Here is a 15,776-nt window from a genome sequence, read left to right on the forward strand (position 1 = left end):
ATTATACATACCTGTTAAAACCTGAAGTTGAGGTTAAATCCCCAGCTCCTTCTTGAAGGCAATGAACCATACTCCAGGCCCTGTCCGTTACCATTGTTGTAGTTTGAATCGGGGTCGACATTCGGAACATTTTTATGAATAATAAAAGGGTTGCGGCTTACCACGGCTACCGTCAAATCTTTAATGCCAAGCTTTGAAATGGCAGATAACGGAAACCTGTAGCTCACTGTAATCTCGCGCATTTTTATGTAACTGGCATCATAAATAAAAGGCGTGGCCACACCATTGCCATCGCTATAAAACTGCGACCAGTAGTTTGATGGATCAACAGCCGTTGTGTTTTTAGTGTAAATAGGGTTTCCGCTGGCATCGGTACCGGTTTGCAACACACCCTGTGGTGTATACCCCTGCACCTTGCCTGCCAAGCGCCATTGTTCAATGGTCATGCCCGCGGTTTGGCGCTGCTCTTCAGATTTGATCCATTCAGCGCGACCGGGTAATGTAGAAATATGGCTGCCCCGTATAATGGCGAACATATTGGTCATCGAAAACAGATCGGCACCGTGTTTAATATCGATAACAGCGCTTAAACCAAAGTTTTTGTAGTGAAAGTTGTTAACCAATCCTCCCGTCCAGCTCCAGGTGCCTTTGCCCAGTACGCTGCGCTCTTCGGCTTGTTTGGGTGCCAGTGTTTGCGGGTCGAGCACAATGTTACCCTGCGGATCGCGCTGGTAATCGAACCCTAAAATAGAGCCGTAAGGCGAGCCCGGTTTAGCCACTACCGATACACCTAACCAGCGGGCATCAGACAACGACAGGTACGGGATGCCATCGGCCAATGAAATTACAGTATTGGTATTTTTGGCGAAATTGACATTGATATCCCATCCAAAATCTTTAGTGGCCAAAGGCGAACCGTTTAATGCTATCTCCACACCTTTGTTGCCAATCACACCTGCGTTAACCAGTTGCTGCGCAAAGCCTGATGATAAGGGCGCAGGCACCAGGTTGATCTGATCGCGTGATTTGGAGTTGTAATAAGAAACATCAAGCCCTAACCTCTCGCCAAAAAACTTTAATTGCGTACCAATTTCAAATGATTTGGTACGTGTAGGTTTCAGGTTTTTGTTGGGTAATACAGTACTGGCAATCCCTCCTACTGATGTGCCGTTGAATGTTTGCGGATAAAGGTTGTAATTTAAGTTTAACAAATAAGGATCGGTATCGTTACCCACCTCGGCACCGGAGATCCTTAACTTACCGAATGACAGGATCGAAGGATCGATCTTAAAAAAATCGGTAAAAATAAAGCTGGCCGCTACCGAAGGATATACATAGCTGTTGTTATCTTTTGGCAAGGTAGACGAAGCATCTTTACGCACGCTTGCATCAACATACAGGTATGATTTATAACCGATGCTCAACAAAGCGTATGCGCCGTTATTGCGTTTGCGGTAATGATTTTCAACCACCGATTTATCTGAAAAGCTATTTGGGCTGATCACATCGGGCACGTTAAGGTTTATAAAAGTTGAAGTAGTGCCGGGATTATCGATCCTGGAAAAACTTCCACCCAGTCGCAAAGCCAAATTGAGCGATTTACTTACCTGTTTTTGGGCAGTTAATAACGCATCCCCCTCGGTAGTACCTAACTTTTGATCAAATTGATCCAGCTCGCCGGCTAAAGCGCCGGGTGTGGTACGTGGGCTGAATTTGTTATAAGTAAGATAGGTAAAGTCGGTTGAAATGCGGCCTTGCAGGTTGAGCCAGCTGGTAATAATATAGTTGCCCTGTAATGTACCTATAAAGCGGTTTTTACGGGTTTCGTTATGCATTTCGTTGATCACCCAGTACGGATCCAAACGGTATTGGCCACCGCCCCAATCAACGTAGTTGCCGTCACTGTCTTTATAACCATTTTTAAAATAAGCTTGGTCAACGTTATTAGCCAACCCAACAAAGGCATTGCCGATGTTTCCCGGATCATCGGCCAGTGCAGGGCGGTTAACCACATCTTCGTTAAGGTACATCACCTTGGCCGATAAGGTAACCTTACTGCCAAATTTTGAGCTGCCGTTAAAATTAAAGGTGTTACGGCGCAGGTTACTTCCCGGTACAATATCCCTGCTGCGCATATCGGTTACCGACAAACGAAAGGAGGAAATATCATTTGAATTGGAAAATGCTACGTTATTGGTAGTTGTAGCACCCGTACGAAAAAAGTTATCGATGTTATTTTTCACTAGCGCATAAGGGCGGTACTTACCATCAAACCCTATTACCTGTAAATTTGGATCGAGCCGGGGGCCGAAGTTGTTAAACAGGGTATTTTTTGCCTGCGATGGATCTACCACCATTTGCTCGGCAGTACCCTGACCATAAATATATTGGTAATCATTATAGTGGGTAAGCTGATTTTCAATAGATGTGGTACTGTTAACCTCGATACCCAGCTCCTTTTTTGAATTACCTTTTTTTGTAGTGATTAATATTACACCGTTGCCGGCACGGCTGCCATAAAGTGCTGAAGCCGCAGGGCCTTTTAATACAGATATTTTATCGATATCGTCGGGGTTGATGGCTGATATAGCATCACCAAAATCAAAACCGCCCGCATATTTACCGCCGCCTACCTGGCCATAGTTTGAGTTATCTATAGGCACGCCATCGACCACGTAAAGCGGTTGGTTATTGCCGGTGATACTGGTATTGCCCCTGATGATCACCCTTGACGAACCGGCAGGTCCGCCTGCTGTACTGTTGATGATCAACCCCGGCACTTTACCGGCAAGCGAGTTGATCACGTTTGGCTCGCGGGCATGTTTCAGGTCGTTGCCATCCACCTCGGCAGTGGCGTAACCTAATGAACGTTCTTCCCTTTTGATACCAAGTGCGGTTACCACTACGGTGTTCAACTCGGTAGCTTTTGTTTTAAGCGTGATATTTACCGTTTTTGCTTTGTCGGTAGCTATGATTGAAGTAGTTTCGTAACCCATCATGGTAAAGGTTACTACGTCTCCGTTAGCGGCATTTATTACAAAGCTGCCCGTTTCGTTAGTTACTGCCGACTTGCCTTTGGTAGTATTTACAATGGTAACTCCCGGCAGCGGCAGGTTTTGCTCGTCAGCAACTTTACCGGTAAGGCTAAAATCTTCGGCGACCTGTGAGCTTATTTTAGCAGGCGGTTTTTCTGACTGGATCATTACCGTTTCGCCCACAATTTTGTACCGGGCATGCAGTTGTTTACTTACCTGGTCAATCACCTGCTGCAAGGTTTGATTGCTGACCGTAAGACTGATCTTTTTTTGAAGATCGAGATCTTTTGGATTGTATGAAAAATGTACGCCTGCGGCTTTCTCAATCTGGGTAAATACCGCCGGGACGGGCGTATTTTTCCAATTAAAAGAATAGGCTTGTGTGGATGACTGCGCGTACCCGGAGAACGATACGATCAATAATATTGAAGGTATGATCCTCTGCAGCATCCATGAAAGCAATCGTGAATGGAGTAGTGGTTTTTGCATATAGTTTTGGGTTTAAGAAATTTAAAAATCAGTACGTAGCTCAGAACAGCAGTTTTATAGTATTGCCATCCTGTTTATAAGTAAAATGGTTAGTAAAGCCGATAGCCTCCAGCACTTCATTAATGTCTTTACCGCTAAACTCACCTGTAAATGATATGTTGTCGCCCGCTTTATCAACAGGGACAATAACTATCCCGTACATGGCCTTTATTTTTGCAGCTATCCCGGCCAGGTTAGCATCTTTGAACACCAGCTTGCGGTTGATCCAGTTTTGCAGATCGTTTGTATTAAAGTTGGTTTGGGTAAATACCTTTGCATCTTTAAAAAGCGCGGCTTGCTGGCCCGGAACAAGGGTTACGTCGGCAACCTCCAGATCGGGCTGGGTACATTCAACTTTAACTTTGCCGGTTGCTAACATTACACTTGCCACCCCGGCATTGGCATAACTTTCAACTTTAAATGATGTACCGAGCGCGGTTGTGGCAGTTTTGCCGGTAAGTACAACAAAGGGCTTATGTTTATTTTTAGTAACCGAAAAGAAAGCTTCTCCCGTTAACACCAGGTGGCGGTTATGGGCATTATAATCGGTAGCTATTTTTAAGGAGCTTGCGCCGTTAAGCAGTACAGTACTTCCATCAGGTAAACGGATAAACCTTCGCTCACCAGCTTTTGTCTGACCTATCAGTGAATAGTTATGATCATTCGCCGCACTATAAAGAGCTGCACCGATAGGATTGGTATTTAACTGGTACACCGCAAATGCGCCGGCCATGATGAGTATGGCGGCGGCAACCGCTATCCACCGCATAACATAATTGCGCAAGCCAATGATCCTGCTTTCGGGCTGTACTTCTTCAACATTTTCTTCGAGAGCTATCTTGAGGCGTTCCAGTGCTGCAGCCTTTTCAGCAGCACCAACTTTAATCCCCAACAGCAGGCATAACTTGCGTGCATCATCTATTTTTTGGCCGATGCCCGGATCCTGGGCTGCAATATTTTCCCACTTTTCAATTGCTTCGGTGCTTTCAGCATAACAGTATGCTATAAAGCTGTCATCGGTTAAAAAATCTGCTGTTTGGTATGAAGAATAGTCCATTTGTAATATAAATTGAAACTTTTATACACAAGTGCAGTAGATTATTCTTTTTTACCAATGTTTTCCAAAATAAATTTTACTTTTTAATTTTTAACTGTATAATTGTATAATTCAATAAGTATGAGGCAGTTTTGAAAATACTTTAATAAGCCTCATCTCTTGCTCAAACCCTCATAATTTTCAATCTTTAGATGGAGTTATCAAAATCAGTATTGATGGGTCCTGAAAATAAGGACATTTATAAAAACTGGGCTTTGCTTGCAGAAGGTGAAAAGCAGGGGCTTTATGAGTGTTTTAATCTTTTTTATGACGATCTGTACCGGTTTGGCCTCTCGCTGTATAAAAACCCCGAATTAGTTAAAGAAGGGATCAATAACCTGTTCCTGGAGCTGTGGCGTATAAGGCACAAACTTGCTGGCGTGCAAAATGTGCAGCAATATACGCTCACCGTTTATAAACGGATCTTATATAAAACTTACCTGCAGCTTTCTAAAGAAACACAAACTGCCGACTTGATTGATATCCCTTCAGATAACATTCCCGTTGAACCATCATATGAATCCATATTGATAGCCAGTCAGCATGATGAGTTTATGAAAAAACGATTGCAAAAAGCGCTCAATCAACTTTCTCCACGCCAAAAGGAGATCATTCGCCTGCGTTATTTCGATGTGGCATCTTTTAAGGATATTTCCGAACAGACTGGCTTGAGCGAGCGTACTGTTTATAACACATTGCACAATGCCATTAAGGTGCTGCGCGATGTAATATGTTTAACATTGGCGGTCCGCTTTCTGAAAACGCGCTGAGCCGGATCCCAGGTTAGCTGATAATTGCAGATGACATTTTGATGCTTGGAAGAAAAAGTAATAATAAAGAATTGAATTTGGCTCTTAGTTTAATTGCATAAGAGCGAATAAACTAAGATCTGAGTGAACCTCAGTTGGAGTCGATCTGAACACATTGCAAGTCTTCCTGATGTGAATAGCAGCATTAAATCATATTTTCAGAACTTTAACATTTCAGTCTGAAACAATGCTGTAAAACGTCAGTTAAGCAGCAATCATCGCTTCGCGCAGTGCTTTGGCAGCAGCAGGATCTTCCGCTGCATAAATGGCTGCGCCGGCAACGGCTACCTGGGCGCCCGCATTTATAACTGCCTCAATATTGCTCAGATTTACGCCGCCTGCGATGGAAACCGGCACGCCCGCTCTGGCAGCTTCGTCAATCAAAACCTGGATAGAGTAACCTGCGGTCCACTGTTCATCCAAACCTGCATGCAATTCTACAAAATCCACGCCTAATCCAATTACCTCCTGTGCGCGTTTCACACGATCCGGGTATCCGATCGTATCAACTACTACACCTTGCAAAAAGCTGGGGGAGTAATCATTTAAAGTTTAAAATGATAACCTAATTTAACCGATAAGGCGTCTTGTACAAGACGGTTGCCATAATTTTCGTACTTTGCACCTATATCAAGTCCGTTTTTAAACTTGAAGCCTAATGATGGAGAATAAACAAATGTGGTGTTTCTTTTAGATGCAAAGGCTACTCCACCTTCACCGCCAAGGTAAAACAAATCGCCCAAAAACACTCTTAACCCTGCTTTAACAGACGCTACATTGCGTATTGTAATATTATTGTTGTAGTAAACATTCCCGTTGCCGTCCATAATACCATAAGTTGATACGTATTGCCTGTTCATATGTGTATACCCTACCGAAAATGTAGCTACCAGGTTATTGCTTACCGGTTGATAAAGTGTAACATCTCCCCCCAATATTTTATTATCTGATGAGTTGATATCAACACCAGGGTTAAAGCTGATACCTATTTCCGTGTTGTTATCATTAGCTGGGCTTGCCTGTTTTTTGTGTGCTGCCATGCTTCGGGTGCCAAAGCCGTAGGCCAGGCGTAAGCCAAGAGTTTTAGCCGCTTTGTCTTTGATATAGTCCTCATATTTCAAGCTAAGGTCTATACCGTTTTTAAATGCCATACCTACCGACGGCGACCAGACAAATGACGTTCCCCATTGTTCGAAGGCAAAACCGGCACCGGCTTCCCCGCCCAGATACAGGTTATCGCCTACAAAATATTTTACTCCTAGTTTTAAAGGAATCACGTTATAAGGGCTACCATACTGGCTATAACCGGCAAAATGATCTTTCTCAAAAAAATGGCTGAAGCCGGTAGTCAAAGTTCCCGAAATACATTGGTTAAAATCTTTTTGGATCCGGATGTCGCCTCCAAGGGCATATTTAAAAGCATCAGAAGTAGCAATACCGGCGTCAATACCGAAACCAACCCGCCAGGTGCTATTATTGCCTTGCGCGTTTGCCATTGCTGCCGAAAGAATGATCAGGATAAATAATAAAAATAGATGTTTCATGTGGTGTAATTGATTTTTGATAATTAGATAGGTTAGTCAAGAGGAAGCAAGGCCACTGCTTTTTTGATAGTAAGGCCACTCAGCGCAAATACCATTAAGGCCATTAATTGCCAGCTGTTAAGCAAACAAGAAATATAAACCCCAATAAGAAAAACACTAAAAACCGATAACAGGATAATTTTAAGCAGGCGGGGATTCTTCATTGTTATTTTTGAGGATGTGACAACAAGATGGAGCTTTACCCCTACCCTATGTGGCATAAATATTTATCTAATGCTGCAATTCGTAGAAAAAATTAGCAAGCAGCCGGTGTTTCAGGACGGCCGCGAGCATGATTGTTCTCCTAAGCAAAAACAAAGTTGTCATTTCAACGAACATGCGAAGGGCAAAGAAATGGAATGAGGAGAAACCTTCTACGCCAGGTTCTTAAACTATGCATAGCGGTAAAAGTATGAGTAGAAGATTTCTCTCTTGCCCAGGCACTCTGTCCTGTCAAACTCAGTCGAAACGACATTTTTAAAATGCTACTTACTCAGCTTTAACCTATATCCTAATCTTAATACAAACTCCTTATAGTAATAACCATAATCTTCGAACTTAAATCCAGTTTCTAAACCGCTTTCAAAGCTGAAGCCAGCTCCGGCCGAGATCATTGAAGCGCTATAAGGCCTGTAAACCGGCGAACTTGAAATATTTGAAAACGAAAAAACAGGCTGTTTATACAAGCCAAAAGCCACGCCAACATCACCCGAGATATAAAAAGCCGTACCCGTTTTAAGTCTTACCCCAACCTTTAAGGGTATCATGCGGCGAGATACATCGTAGATGCTTACGCTGTCGTTCCCGAAAACGGGCGGGTAGCCCTTATCCACTGGAAAGGATGTAAACCCGGTGGTTATCACCCCAGACAGGTGCTCACCCAAATCGCGCTGAACAAATAGCTCGGCACCGTACACTTTGCTGTATGGATCATCCCAGCCAAGTCCAGCCGTCATGGCAGCTCCCAGGTACCAGGCACGGCTATTGTCAACCGTCTTTTTCATCGGCTTAAAAACGGAGTTAAAAGCCAAGCCTGCCTCCCACCCTATCCAGCTGCGGATTTGATGTCCATCGCCTATAACCTGGTCGGGGTAATCGGGAATATGGGTAATGTTTTTATAGCCATCAAGGTGGAACGAGCCACTATGGTTGTAGCTGTGAAATACCGGTCCGGCCAATACGCTGATATGTTTAGATAGCTGGAGGTTAAGCAAGGTTTTGAATTGGAACCATCTATCATCCCACAATCCGGTGTAGGCAAACTGGTAAGCAGCTTCGGCCGAAACGTAAAATTTATTACTCAGCATAAAATCGTGCCCTATGCCTAAACCAAACGAATGCAGTTTATTGCCCGATGAAATATTGGTGCCAATAAGCAGATCGCTGTAAAAACCATGAGTACCTGTTTTAAGCGAGAGGTTGGTGTTGGTAACATCATTAGTTGTTGCCGATACCCGGTAAAACCCATTGCCGATGATATTGAGTAAGCCAATACTTGCCCCCTGCGAGGTATCGGCGATATTGACCAAACCTATTTGTAAACCTTTTAATTTATGGGCGCTGTTATTGAGTGTCGCAAGCTGAATGCCTGCAACAGTACCCTCTCCCTTGTTGATGAAACCGGCCAGTTGCATGCCGCGAACCGTATCTAATGCCCGGTTGCTCACCCCTGCTATCTGAATACCGGTAACCGATCCTCCTACCAAATTAAAAACCGTAGCCAATTGCACATACTTAGCGTCCATTTTATTGATGTTGAACAGGCCGCCAAACTCAAAGCCGTTAACCCCCGCAGTGTATCCGCCAGCTACGTTTAATGAAAACCTATTTACCACCTGCGGACTGAACATACCATGCGAGCTCAATCCCGGAGTTAAAGAAACCTGGAATGGCCTATGCGCAAAAAAATCAGGAATGTTTAAACTCTGGATACGCTGTTTGGCCGAAATAAAAAAACGTCCCATCCCGGTACGTTCTACCCTGTTATTTCTAATTACTGCATTATCGTAACTATCCTGGCTAAACCTGCTGCTTACAGATACCGATTGCAAAAAATTGATGGTTGTATCCTGGTAAGCCAGTTTGCTTGCTGTAAGACTGATCTGCCCAGGGTTATCGGCCTTGAACTTGATGCGGAAATATCCATGCTCGTCTGTTAAAACCGAAACCAGCTGGGCTTTTACGTACACACTGGCGTTCATCAGTCGCTCGCCCGTTCGTTCGCTTACCACCAAGCCGCTTACCGAATAGTTGTTGTTGTTATCATTGGTGATATCGGTATCTAAAAAAGCCAGTCCGGGTAGTTTTGCGGTAATGATGAGGTAATTTTGATATTCACGGATATTGTATTTATCGTGCAAGAGTTTACTTAAAACAGAGCCTACCATTTGGTTTGTTACAGCGATGCTTACCAAACTATCCTGCGGCAACAACTGCGCCTTGTACGAAAAATGGAATTCCCCCTTTTTACTTAGCTCCTGTAAAACATCCGCCAGGGCCGCACCCTCGGCATTTATCGAAACCAGCCTGTTGAAAATACTTTGCGCGTGCGACCGGCCAACGCATAACATCAGCACCAGCAATATAACCAGGCGATAGGGTTTAGGTGTTTTGATAGCGGTAAATATCATCAAGCTGCTCTCATTTTATTTAAGGATAATCTTATCCTGCTTTTTTTCGGCAGTTATATTTAAGGTCATGACTATCGTGTTTATTTTCATATCCAGGTTTTCATCTAAATTAAAACTCCCGGCTATTTGCACCTCGTTTAACTCCTTGCGCCCTATCACGATATTGGCTCCATAGGCTTCGTTTAATACCATCACCAGGCGCGCCAACGGGATATTTTTAAACACCAGATTTTTATTGCGATAATATTGGTATAAATTATCCGGGGTGTGCTGTTGGGTAAACTTACCGGTTTGAGGATCGAACAAAGCTACTTCGCCGGGCTTAAGCATAATAATTACATCGCTAACGCGATTGGTTACCTGCACCAGCCCGGTTTCTACAATAATTTCAACTTTTCCGTTTTTGCTTTTTACATTAAATGATGTGCCTATTACTTTTATAGATGCTTTGCCCGCTGCTATAATAAAGGGCTTTGCCTTATTATGTGCCACGTTAAAAAAAGCTTCGCCGCTAACAAGGTTTACCAAGCGTTGGTCGCCGTTAAATTTTTCGGGATGATCAAACAGGGTGTTTTTATTGAGGGTTACTATTGTCCCATCTGATAAGGTATCAATCCTGATAGCGGCTTTGCTTTCAATCTGTATTGTTGGGTTGGCGAACTTCGCAAGCCAGATCCAGGCACAGGCAGCGATAAAAATGATGGATGCCGCTATTTTCAGCCCGCTAAACCTATTGCGCATAGGTACAACTTTAACCTGTTGTTCTTTTGCTTCGGCAGCGCGTTGTTTTACTTTTTGCAGGGATGCATAAGCATCAATACCGGCATCCGACTTAAAGTTTTTGCTACTCTCCCATATCAGCCTGAATTGCTCAAAACGGCGTTCGTTTTCAATGTTAAACCTGCGCCACTCATCAATTTGCCGCGCATCATCTGCCGAGACCTCGTTAAGCAAATAACTGATCAGCATTTCATCTGTTATATGTAAAGGTTCACTCATCTAAATAATTTTATTAAAAACCATATCAGCAACGGCAGGTAATGGACCAGTTGCTGTCTCAATCGTTTAAGCGCCTTTACCATCTGATTATCTACCGTTTTTATAGAGATGCCCAACTGTGATGCTATCTCGGCATATTTCAATTCATCAAAACGGCTCATTTGGAAAATGGTGCGGCAATGTTCGGGCAGCTCGTTAATGGCTTTGAGCAGCCGCTGCTCAAACTCCTGGTATTGAAGCTTGTTCAAAGCATGCTCGGTATGGTTATCGGCCTGGTGCATGTTACGCTGTTGGTATTTTTGTTTAACCTTTTGATGCTTAAAATAATTCATGCACTCATTATGCACCGACCGGTACAAGTAAGCCTTAAGCGAGGTATGAATGCTTAAAGGCTCGTCCCGCTCCAAAATCTTCAAAAAAACATCCTGCACCATTTCATCCGCCTGGGCACTATCCTCTAATAAAGTATAGGCATAGTGATGCAACGCGGCATAATGCTCCAGGTAAACCCTATCAAACTCCGGCTCTTCAGCATTTAAATGCTGTATATATGTATTATTTGTTGGCAAACGTTGGCCGCAAATTACTTTATTAATTGTTCAATTTAGTAAGAGACAATTAAACACCGTTTATCCCCTATCCCGAAAAATATTTTTTATTTACAATGTCATTGAGGGGAAATTAATTTAACATTCTTATCATCGGATGCCTCAACCTTAATTGGGTGGGATTTGAACCAAGTATCAAAGCAAATGCTCATTTTGAGCAAATTGGTACACTTTTAATTTCCCCGAACCGGGCGTAATTCGAACCGTATTTTAGAACAAATGCGTGTTTTGAGTGAATTAGAATACTTTTAACGATCCCTAACTGGACAGAATTCGAACCAACTATCTAAGGCGTCGATTCCCCTACATACCCAATTGTGGGGTGAGTCGAAACAAAACTTAAAATGTGTACATATAAATTCTTGAACTAATGCTTACCCAGGGCACGTGATTGAAGCTCAGTTAGCTTAAAACCTAGTTGCTTTGCAAGAATTTTCAATTCTCTTTTGAGTGCATTCTCATGATCCGGCTCATCCCTTGCAATCACAAGTTCCCCAACAATCTCCCCGGTAGCAACCTTGAAAACCTCGTAAAGCATAAAATGTCCGGTAATTTGTGTTTTCAGGCTGTTCATCTATCGCTCATTAATTGCAAGTTATAAATCATTTTTTATGTTTAACCCTATCTCGATAAACAGAATTTTTCATTGTCGGATCATTTAGTGTTTACTTATGGCGATCATATCTCCGATTGCCTGAACAAAATTGCTGATGACTGGTCATCTGTAACGAAGTCTTATGACACAATTTGGAATTGACATTTGTCACTATTTTTAAGTCATAGTGAATGCAGTTTAGAATATCGCCAACCATAATCTAAATAGGTAATATTGTCTCTGATTATTAAATTTGGACGTGATCAAATGGAACTTTAGCATTGGTCTATATCACTTTGTATTTTTGGCGGCGATCAGTTCCGGCTTTGTATTCTCGTGTTTATTGTTCTTTGTCAATCGAATCAACCAAAAAGCAAACTGTTTCCTCGGCCTGGCAGTATTGGTCATCATCCTTTGGATGTGCTGGGTATTGGGGATTGATCTCAGCATAGAAAGGTATATAACCAATTGGAACTGGATGCCTTTACAATTCAGCCTGTCCACCGGCCCGTTGATCTACTGGTATGTGCATAAACTGATTATCCCCAGCAAAAGCTCAAAGCCACTGATTGGCTGCACTTCAGCCCATTGCTGATCGAACAGGGTGTTTTACTTACATAGCTCATGGAAAGCAAAAAAACCGGCCAGGCAATTTATAACACCCAGGTTTTTACACTGCAAAGCCCATTTATCCAGGCATGGCACTGGTTTCTGTAATAACGTATCTTTTTATATCACTGCGCTTATGCGGAATTATCATAGCGGGTTGGCTGACCAGCTAAGTGATGCTGATAACTATCATTACCGTTGGCTGCAGCGCCTGCTTACAGAATTTGGCTGCCTTTGGTTATCATGGGCACCGTTTACAGCAATTGACTTCATTTATTATCATTATACACTGGGGATCAGTAGCTATTACCCGCTTTACCTGCATGAAACGAAATATTGTAATGGGATTAAAATTGTATGGCGACCGACATAGATTCATTCCAGAGCTATCACATTTACAAGGCTTTAAGGTTACAGAAATACCAACAGAGCATCGTTCGCGAAAATTTGGAAAATCAAAATACGGTGGGGCAAGATTTGTCACCGGTTTGCTTGATTTACTGAGCGTACGTTATCTTTCTTTTTACTCCTCTAAACCATTGCATTTTTTTGGAACCATTAGTTTGACTTCAATAATATTCGGAGGGTTAGTAGAGCTTTATGTACTAATTAATAAACTTAGTGGATCAAGTTTTCAAATCCATATAGCGGCACTAATAATTGGAGTTCTGTTTATAACAATGGGATTTATATTTTTAAGTATAGGTTTACTTGCTGAAATGACTACATCGCATAAAGCACATTCCAATTATTCCATCAAAATTACTAAGTAGCTGCTGGCTCGATAGCAATTTTATGCTAAGCAGGCTATATGATAGTTTGTTTATTGCCGGCCATCTTGGCGTAAATCTGTGCGGTGGATAGTTAGTTTGCCCTAAAAGCTATGAACTACCACAATATGCATACAACGTTTTCTTGTTTTTTAGGACATTTAATGACGCGTTGATTATTACTCAGAAAATTACGACATTGTGTATAGTAATTAAAAGTAAGCCATTTTTTAGTCAAACCCAACCTGCTTTCCAGGCCACTCGAATTTACGGCACTTCACTTTGTTTAGCATCTTCAGAGCTATTGAAAAAGTCATTAAGTCGGCATTCGCTTTTCATTTATCAGATCCCCCTGACTGTGCGGAATTCGAGCCACCTTATGACCAAATGCGTGTTTTGAGTGATTTAGAGCGCTATTTCCCAACACTAATTGTGCGACAACGGCATATTTACGGTTATTGGTGTCATGCAAGATTTCAATTATGAGTCAATGCGTAACGAGATCGGCCCTGTCGTGCTTCGTTATGGTTTGAGCACCGCGATGATGACGGTTAAACTTCGCGGCGGCGATGTACAAAATGCAATTGCAAGTGTCACTGCATTGTGGAAAAAATATTCGCCCGGTCAACCCATACGTTACACGTTTCTGGATGAAGACTTTGCCAGTATGTATGCAGACCTAAGCCGTACAGGTAAAATATTTACCAGCTTTGCATTTCTGGCCATTATTATTGCCTGTCTGGGGTTGTTCGCCCTCTCGGCTTTCCTGGCCGAGCAGCGCAGTAAAGAAATAGGCATCCGTAAAGTTTTAGGCGCCAGCGTCCAGGGTATCACGACGTTGTTATCGATGGATTTTGTCAAACTGGTGATGGCGGCCATTTTGATTGCATCGCCTGTTGCCTGGTGGGCTATGCACCACTGGCTGCAAAACTTTGCCTATAGGGCCGCGATCAGCTGGTGGATGTTTGCACTGGCGGGCACCGGCGCTATTTTGATCGCCTTAATCACTGTGAGCTTCCAGTCGATCAAAGCCGCCCTGGCAGATCCGGTGAAAAGTTTGCGGTCAGAATAAGAAAATGTCGGGTTTCCTATTGCTGCTGTTTGCATGCGGGCTGCTCCTTTAACACATTGTCGCAGCCCTTTTACAACTTTAGTAGTATTAAATTATCATTTTTATCAGTCCAAAATTCAAGCTGGGTATGCCAGAAACAACGATTCCTCGATTTTAACAATGGTCGATGCACTTTGACACTGCATGATATCAGATAAATATGGGCAGTAAAACCCATAATACTGCCGTTGTGCTGAATCGCGGTGAGCATAGGACTTCGGAGTTTAAGTTCTCCTAAAAGTTATAGTCATGTGAAATTTAGTGATGTATTACACAATTATTAAACAATCCTTATCCGGAATTAATTATTTATCCTTTAATGAAATTTTTTTTAAATACTTTTGCCGCCCCGGAAAGCAAAGCCGCTTTGCGAAAGAAATGACTCACATCAGATGAAGAAAAACATCAACACATTATTGTTTGCGCTGGTCTTAATGGCCTCAGCCTGCGGAAAGAAAGACAAAGTCAATCCGGTAACCAGCCACGCGCTGACCTTTACTACAAATGCGAACGGTTATAAAACAGTGATCAGCCTGCAAAAAAGCGGCACAAGTGCGGAGGATGCCCAAGTCCTGGAATCGGTTAATAATTCCGGCACAAGCTATTCCTACAAGACCACCATTACCACGGGGGATCATTTGCTCGTCACGATCAGTCCGAACGGCGCGAAAGAGGTCTATCATTATCAGATCGATGATAATAGCGCGAAAGCCGACGCGGGAGATTTGACAATTGCGAATGGGACCTCTCTGATACTCCACTATCCCAAAAACTAATTAGCGCGGGAGCATCATATTACCCGGCAGGCGCTGTATCGTTCTTTTTCTTTTTCGCGTATTGGTCTGATAATCTTTAAACCAAAATCGCGTATCATGAAAAAATTCTTTATCATCTCCTTCCTGTTGTTTATCATAAACATGGGCTGCAAAAAAGAGAATATTGGTGGTAGCGGCCTTTGCGCATGTTCGCCGGTACGGGGCCCTGAACTGAACTTAGTCATAAAAAATACTTTAGGCATCGATCTCCTAAATGAAAAGACGACAGGTGCCTATACAAAAGACAGGATTGAAGTATACCGGAAGGGTGGAAACAGCAAGATGATCCCGATTGACTTTACCATCCGACCGGGCTTCGCTTACGGTGATCAAAAATTTACTTTCAATTTCTTAAACCTGGGCAACCTGGGCTTTTTGCAAAAATCAACTGCCGGCATCATTTACTTAAAGCTTGGCGATCAGGAAGCGAAAGAACTCCGTTTACAGCTTAACCAGGGGAAATATGCGGTGGAGAAGCTGATCATTGGCGATACCGAAGCGATGAAGGATTCCGGTGCAGTAGCGAAGTACGCGGATATCTTCTATTTGATCCAATAGATAATTGAACGATCTGTTAACACGGTCGGT

The 15,776-nt window shown here is 42.9% G+C and carries 15 protein-coding genes; 6 read left to right on the plus strand and 9 right to left on the minus strand.

Going from position 1 to position 15,776, the window contains the following annotated elements; genetic code table 11:
- Positions 1-14: 14 nt before the first annotated feature.
- Positions 15-3,524, minus strand: coding sequence for a SusC/RagA family TonB-linked outer membrane protein (locus AC1DUD_RS23470; RefSeq protein ID WP_477378928.1), 3,510 nt, complete (start codon positions 3,522-3,524; stop codon positions 15-17).
- A 40-nt stretch (positions 3,525-3,564) separates the two neighbouring features.
- Positions 3,565-4,620 (minus strand): FecR family protein, encoded by a 1,056-nt coding sequence (locus AC1DUD_RS23475; RefSeq protein ID WP_477378930.1) that lies wholly within the window; start codon positions 4,618-4,620, stop codon positions 3,565-3,567.
- A gap of 191 nt (positions 4,621-4,811) precedes the next feature.
- Here AC1DUD_RS23475 and AC1DUD_RS23480 point away from each other — a divergent pair, with 191 nt between their 5' ends.
- Positions 4,812-5,429, plus strand: coding sequence for an RNA polymerase sigma factor (locus AC1DUD_RS23480; protein WP_477378932.1), 618 nt, complete (start codon positions 4,812-4,814; stop codon positions 5,427-5,429).
- A gap of 243 nt (positions 5,430-5,672) precedes the next feature.
- Here AC1DUD_RS23480 and AC1DUD_RS23485 read toward each other — a convergent pair whose 3' ends face one another.
- The 7 genes from AC1DUD_RS23485 to AC1DUD_RS23515 form a co-directional block, all read right to left on the minus strand.
- Positions 5,673-5,951: a hypothetical protein gene (locus AC1DUD_RS23485; protein WP_477378934.1), complete on the minus strand. Its 279-nt coding sequence runs from the start codon at positions 5,949-5,951 to the stop codon at positions 5,673-5,675.
- A 62-nt stretch (positions 5,952-6,013) separates the two neighbouring features.
- Positions 6,014-7,012: a hypothetical protein gene (locus AC1DUD_RS23490; protein ID WP_477378936.1), complete on the minus strand. Its 999-nt coding sequence runs from the start codon at positions 7,010-7,012 to the stop codon at positions 6,014-6,016.
- 32 nt (positions 7,013-7,044) lie between these two features.
- The gene (locus tag AC1DUD_RS23495) at positions 7,045-7,215 is read right to left on the minus strand and encodes a hypothetical protein (protein ID WP_477378938.1); all 171 of its coding nucleotides are present in this window, start codon (positions 7,213-7,215) and stop codon (positions 7,045-7,047) included.
- 321 nt (positions 7,216-7,536) lie between these two features.
- Positions 7,537-9,681, minus strand: a complete 2,145-nt coding sequence (locus AC1DUD_RS23500; protein WP_477379227.1) for a carboxypeptidase-like regulatory domain-containing protein — start codon at positions 9,679-9,681, stop codon at positions 7,537-7,539.
- Positions 9,682-9,696: 15 nt separating this feature from the next.
- Entirely contained in the window at positions 9,697-10,680 is a 984-nt protein-coding gene (locus AC1DUD_RS23505) for a FecR family protein (protein WP_477378941.1), read from the minus strand.
- Positions 10,677-11,249, minus strand: a complete 573-nt coding sequence (locus tag AC1DUD_RS23510; protein WP_477378943.1) for an RNA polymerase sigma-70 factor — start codon at positions 11,247-11,249, stop codon at positions 10,677-10,679. Before AC1DUD_RS23510 ends, AC1DUD_RS23505 begins: the two co-directional genes overlap by 4 nt.
- 406 nt (positions 11,250-11,655) lie before the next feature.
- Positions 11,656-11,862, minus strand: coding sequence for a hypothetical protein (locus tag AC1DUD_RS23515; RefSeq protein WP_477378945.1), 207 nt, complete (start codon positions 11,860-11,862; stop codon positions 11,656-11,658).
- Between the two features lie 766 nt (positions 11,863-12,628).
- On the opposite strand from AC1DUD_RS23515, the gene AC1DUD_RS23520 reads away from it, so the two are divergent.
- The 5 genes from AC1DUD_RS23520 (at position 12,629) to AC1DUD_RS23540 (ending at position 15,746) form a co-directional block, all read left to right on the plus strand.
- A complete protein-coding gene (locus AC1DUD_RS23520; protein WP_477378947.1) occupies positions 12,629-12,865 on the plus strand; it encodes a hypothetical protein in 237 nt (78 codons plus the stop codon).
- A complete protein-coding gene (locus AC1DUD_RS23525; protein WP_477378949.1) occupies positions 12,816-13,265 on the plus strand; it encodes a hypothetical protein in 450 nt (149 codons plus the stop codon). Before AC1DUD_RS23520 ends, AC1DUD_RS23525 begins: the two co-directional genes overlap by 50 nt.
- A gap of 487 nt (positions 13,266-13,752) precedes the next feature.
- Positions 13,753-14,334 (plus strand): ABC transporter permease, encoded by a 582-nt coding sequence (locus tag AC1DUD_RS23530; protein ID WP_477378951.1) that lies wholly within the window; start codon positions 13,753-13,755, stop codon positions 14,332-14,334.
- A gap of 431 nt (positions 14,335-14,765) precedes the next feature.
- The gene (locus AC1DUD_RS23535; protein WP_477378953.1) at positions 14,766-15,149 is read left to right on the plus strand and encodes a hypothetical protein; all 384 of its coding nucleotides are present in this window, start codon (positions 14,766-14,768) and stop codon (positions 15,147-15,149) included.
- A gap of 96 nt (positions 15,150-15,245) precedes the next feature.
- Positions 15,246-15,746 carry a hypothetical protein gene (locus AC1DUD_RS23540; RefSeq protein WP_477378956.1) on the plus strand — a complete coding sequence of 167 codons (501 nt, stop codon included), beginning with the start codon at positions 15,246-15,248 and terminating at the stop codon, positions 15,744-15,746.
- The last annotated feature ends 30 nt before the right edge of the window (positions 15,747-15,776 follow it).

This window comes from Mucilaginibacter sp. P4_A11 (assembly GCF_056402535.1).

Excerpts from the sequence above, each read along its gene's own strand:
- AC1DUD_RS23470 (WP_477378928.1), bottom strand. The coding sequence starts at position 3,524 with ATGCAAAAACCACTACTCCATTCACGATTGCTTTCATGGATGCTGCAG.
- AC1DUD_RS23475 (WP_477378930.1), bottom strand. The coding sequence starts at position 4,620 with ATGGACTATTCTTCATACCAAACAGCAGATTTTTTAACCGATGACAGC.
- AC1DUD_RS23480 (WP_477378932.1), top strand. The coding sequence starts at position 4,812 with ATGGAGTTATCAAAATCAGTATTGATGGGTCCTGAAAATAAGGACATT.
- AC1DUD_RS23490 (WP_477378936.1), bottom strand. The coding sequence starts at position 7,012 with ATGAAACATCTATTTTTATTATTTATCCTGATCATTCTTTCGGCAGCA.
- AC1DUD_RS23495 (WP_477378938.1), bottom strand. The coding sequence starts at position 7,215 with ATGAAGAATCCCCGCCTGCTTAAAATTATCCTGTTATCGGTTTTTAGT.
- AC1DUD_RS23500 (WP_477379227.1), bottom strand. The coding sequence starts at position 9,681 with ATGATATTTACCGCTATCAAAACACCTAAACCCTATCGCCTGGTTATA.
- AC1DUD_RS23505 (WP_477378941.1), bottom strand. The coding sequence starts at position 10,680 with ATGAGTGAACCTTTACATATAACAGATGAAATGCTGATCAGTTATTTG.
- AC1DUD_RS23515 (WP_477378945.1), bottom strand. The coding sequence starts at position 11,862 with ATGAACAGCCTGAAAACACAAATTACCGGACATTTTATGCTTTACGAG.
- AC1DUD_RS23520 (WP_477378947.1), top strand. The coding sequence starts at position 12,629 with ATGCGGAATTATCATAGCGGGTTGGCTGACCAGCTAAGTGATGCTGAT.
- AC1DUD_RS23525 (WP_477378949.1), top strand. The coding sequence starts at position 12,816 with ATGAAACGAAATATTGTAATGGGATTAAAATTGTATGGCGACCGACAT.
- AC1DUD_RS23530 (WP_477378951.1), top strand. The coding sequence starts at position 13,753 with ATGCGTAACGAGATCGGCCCTGTCGTGCTTCGTTATGGTTTGAGCACC.
- AC1DUD_RS23535 (WP_477378953.1), top strand. The coding sequence starts at position 14,766 with ATGAAGAAAAACATCAACACATTATTGTTTGCGCTGGTCTTAATGGCC.
- AC1DUD_RS23540 (WP_477378956.1), top strand. The coding sequence starts at position 15,246 with ATGAAAAAATTCTTTATCATCTCCTTCCTGTTGTTTATCATAAACATG.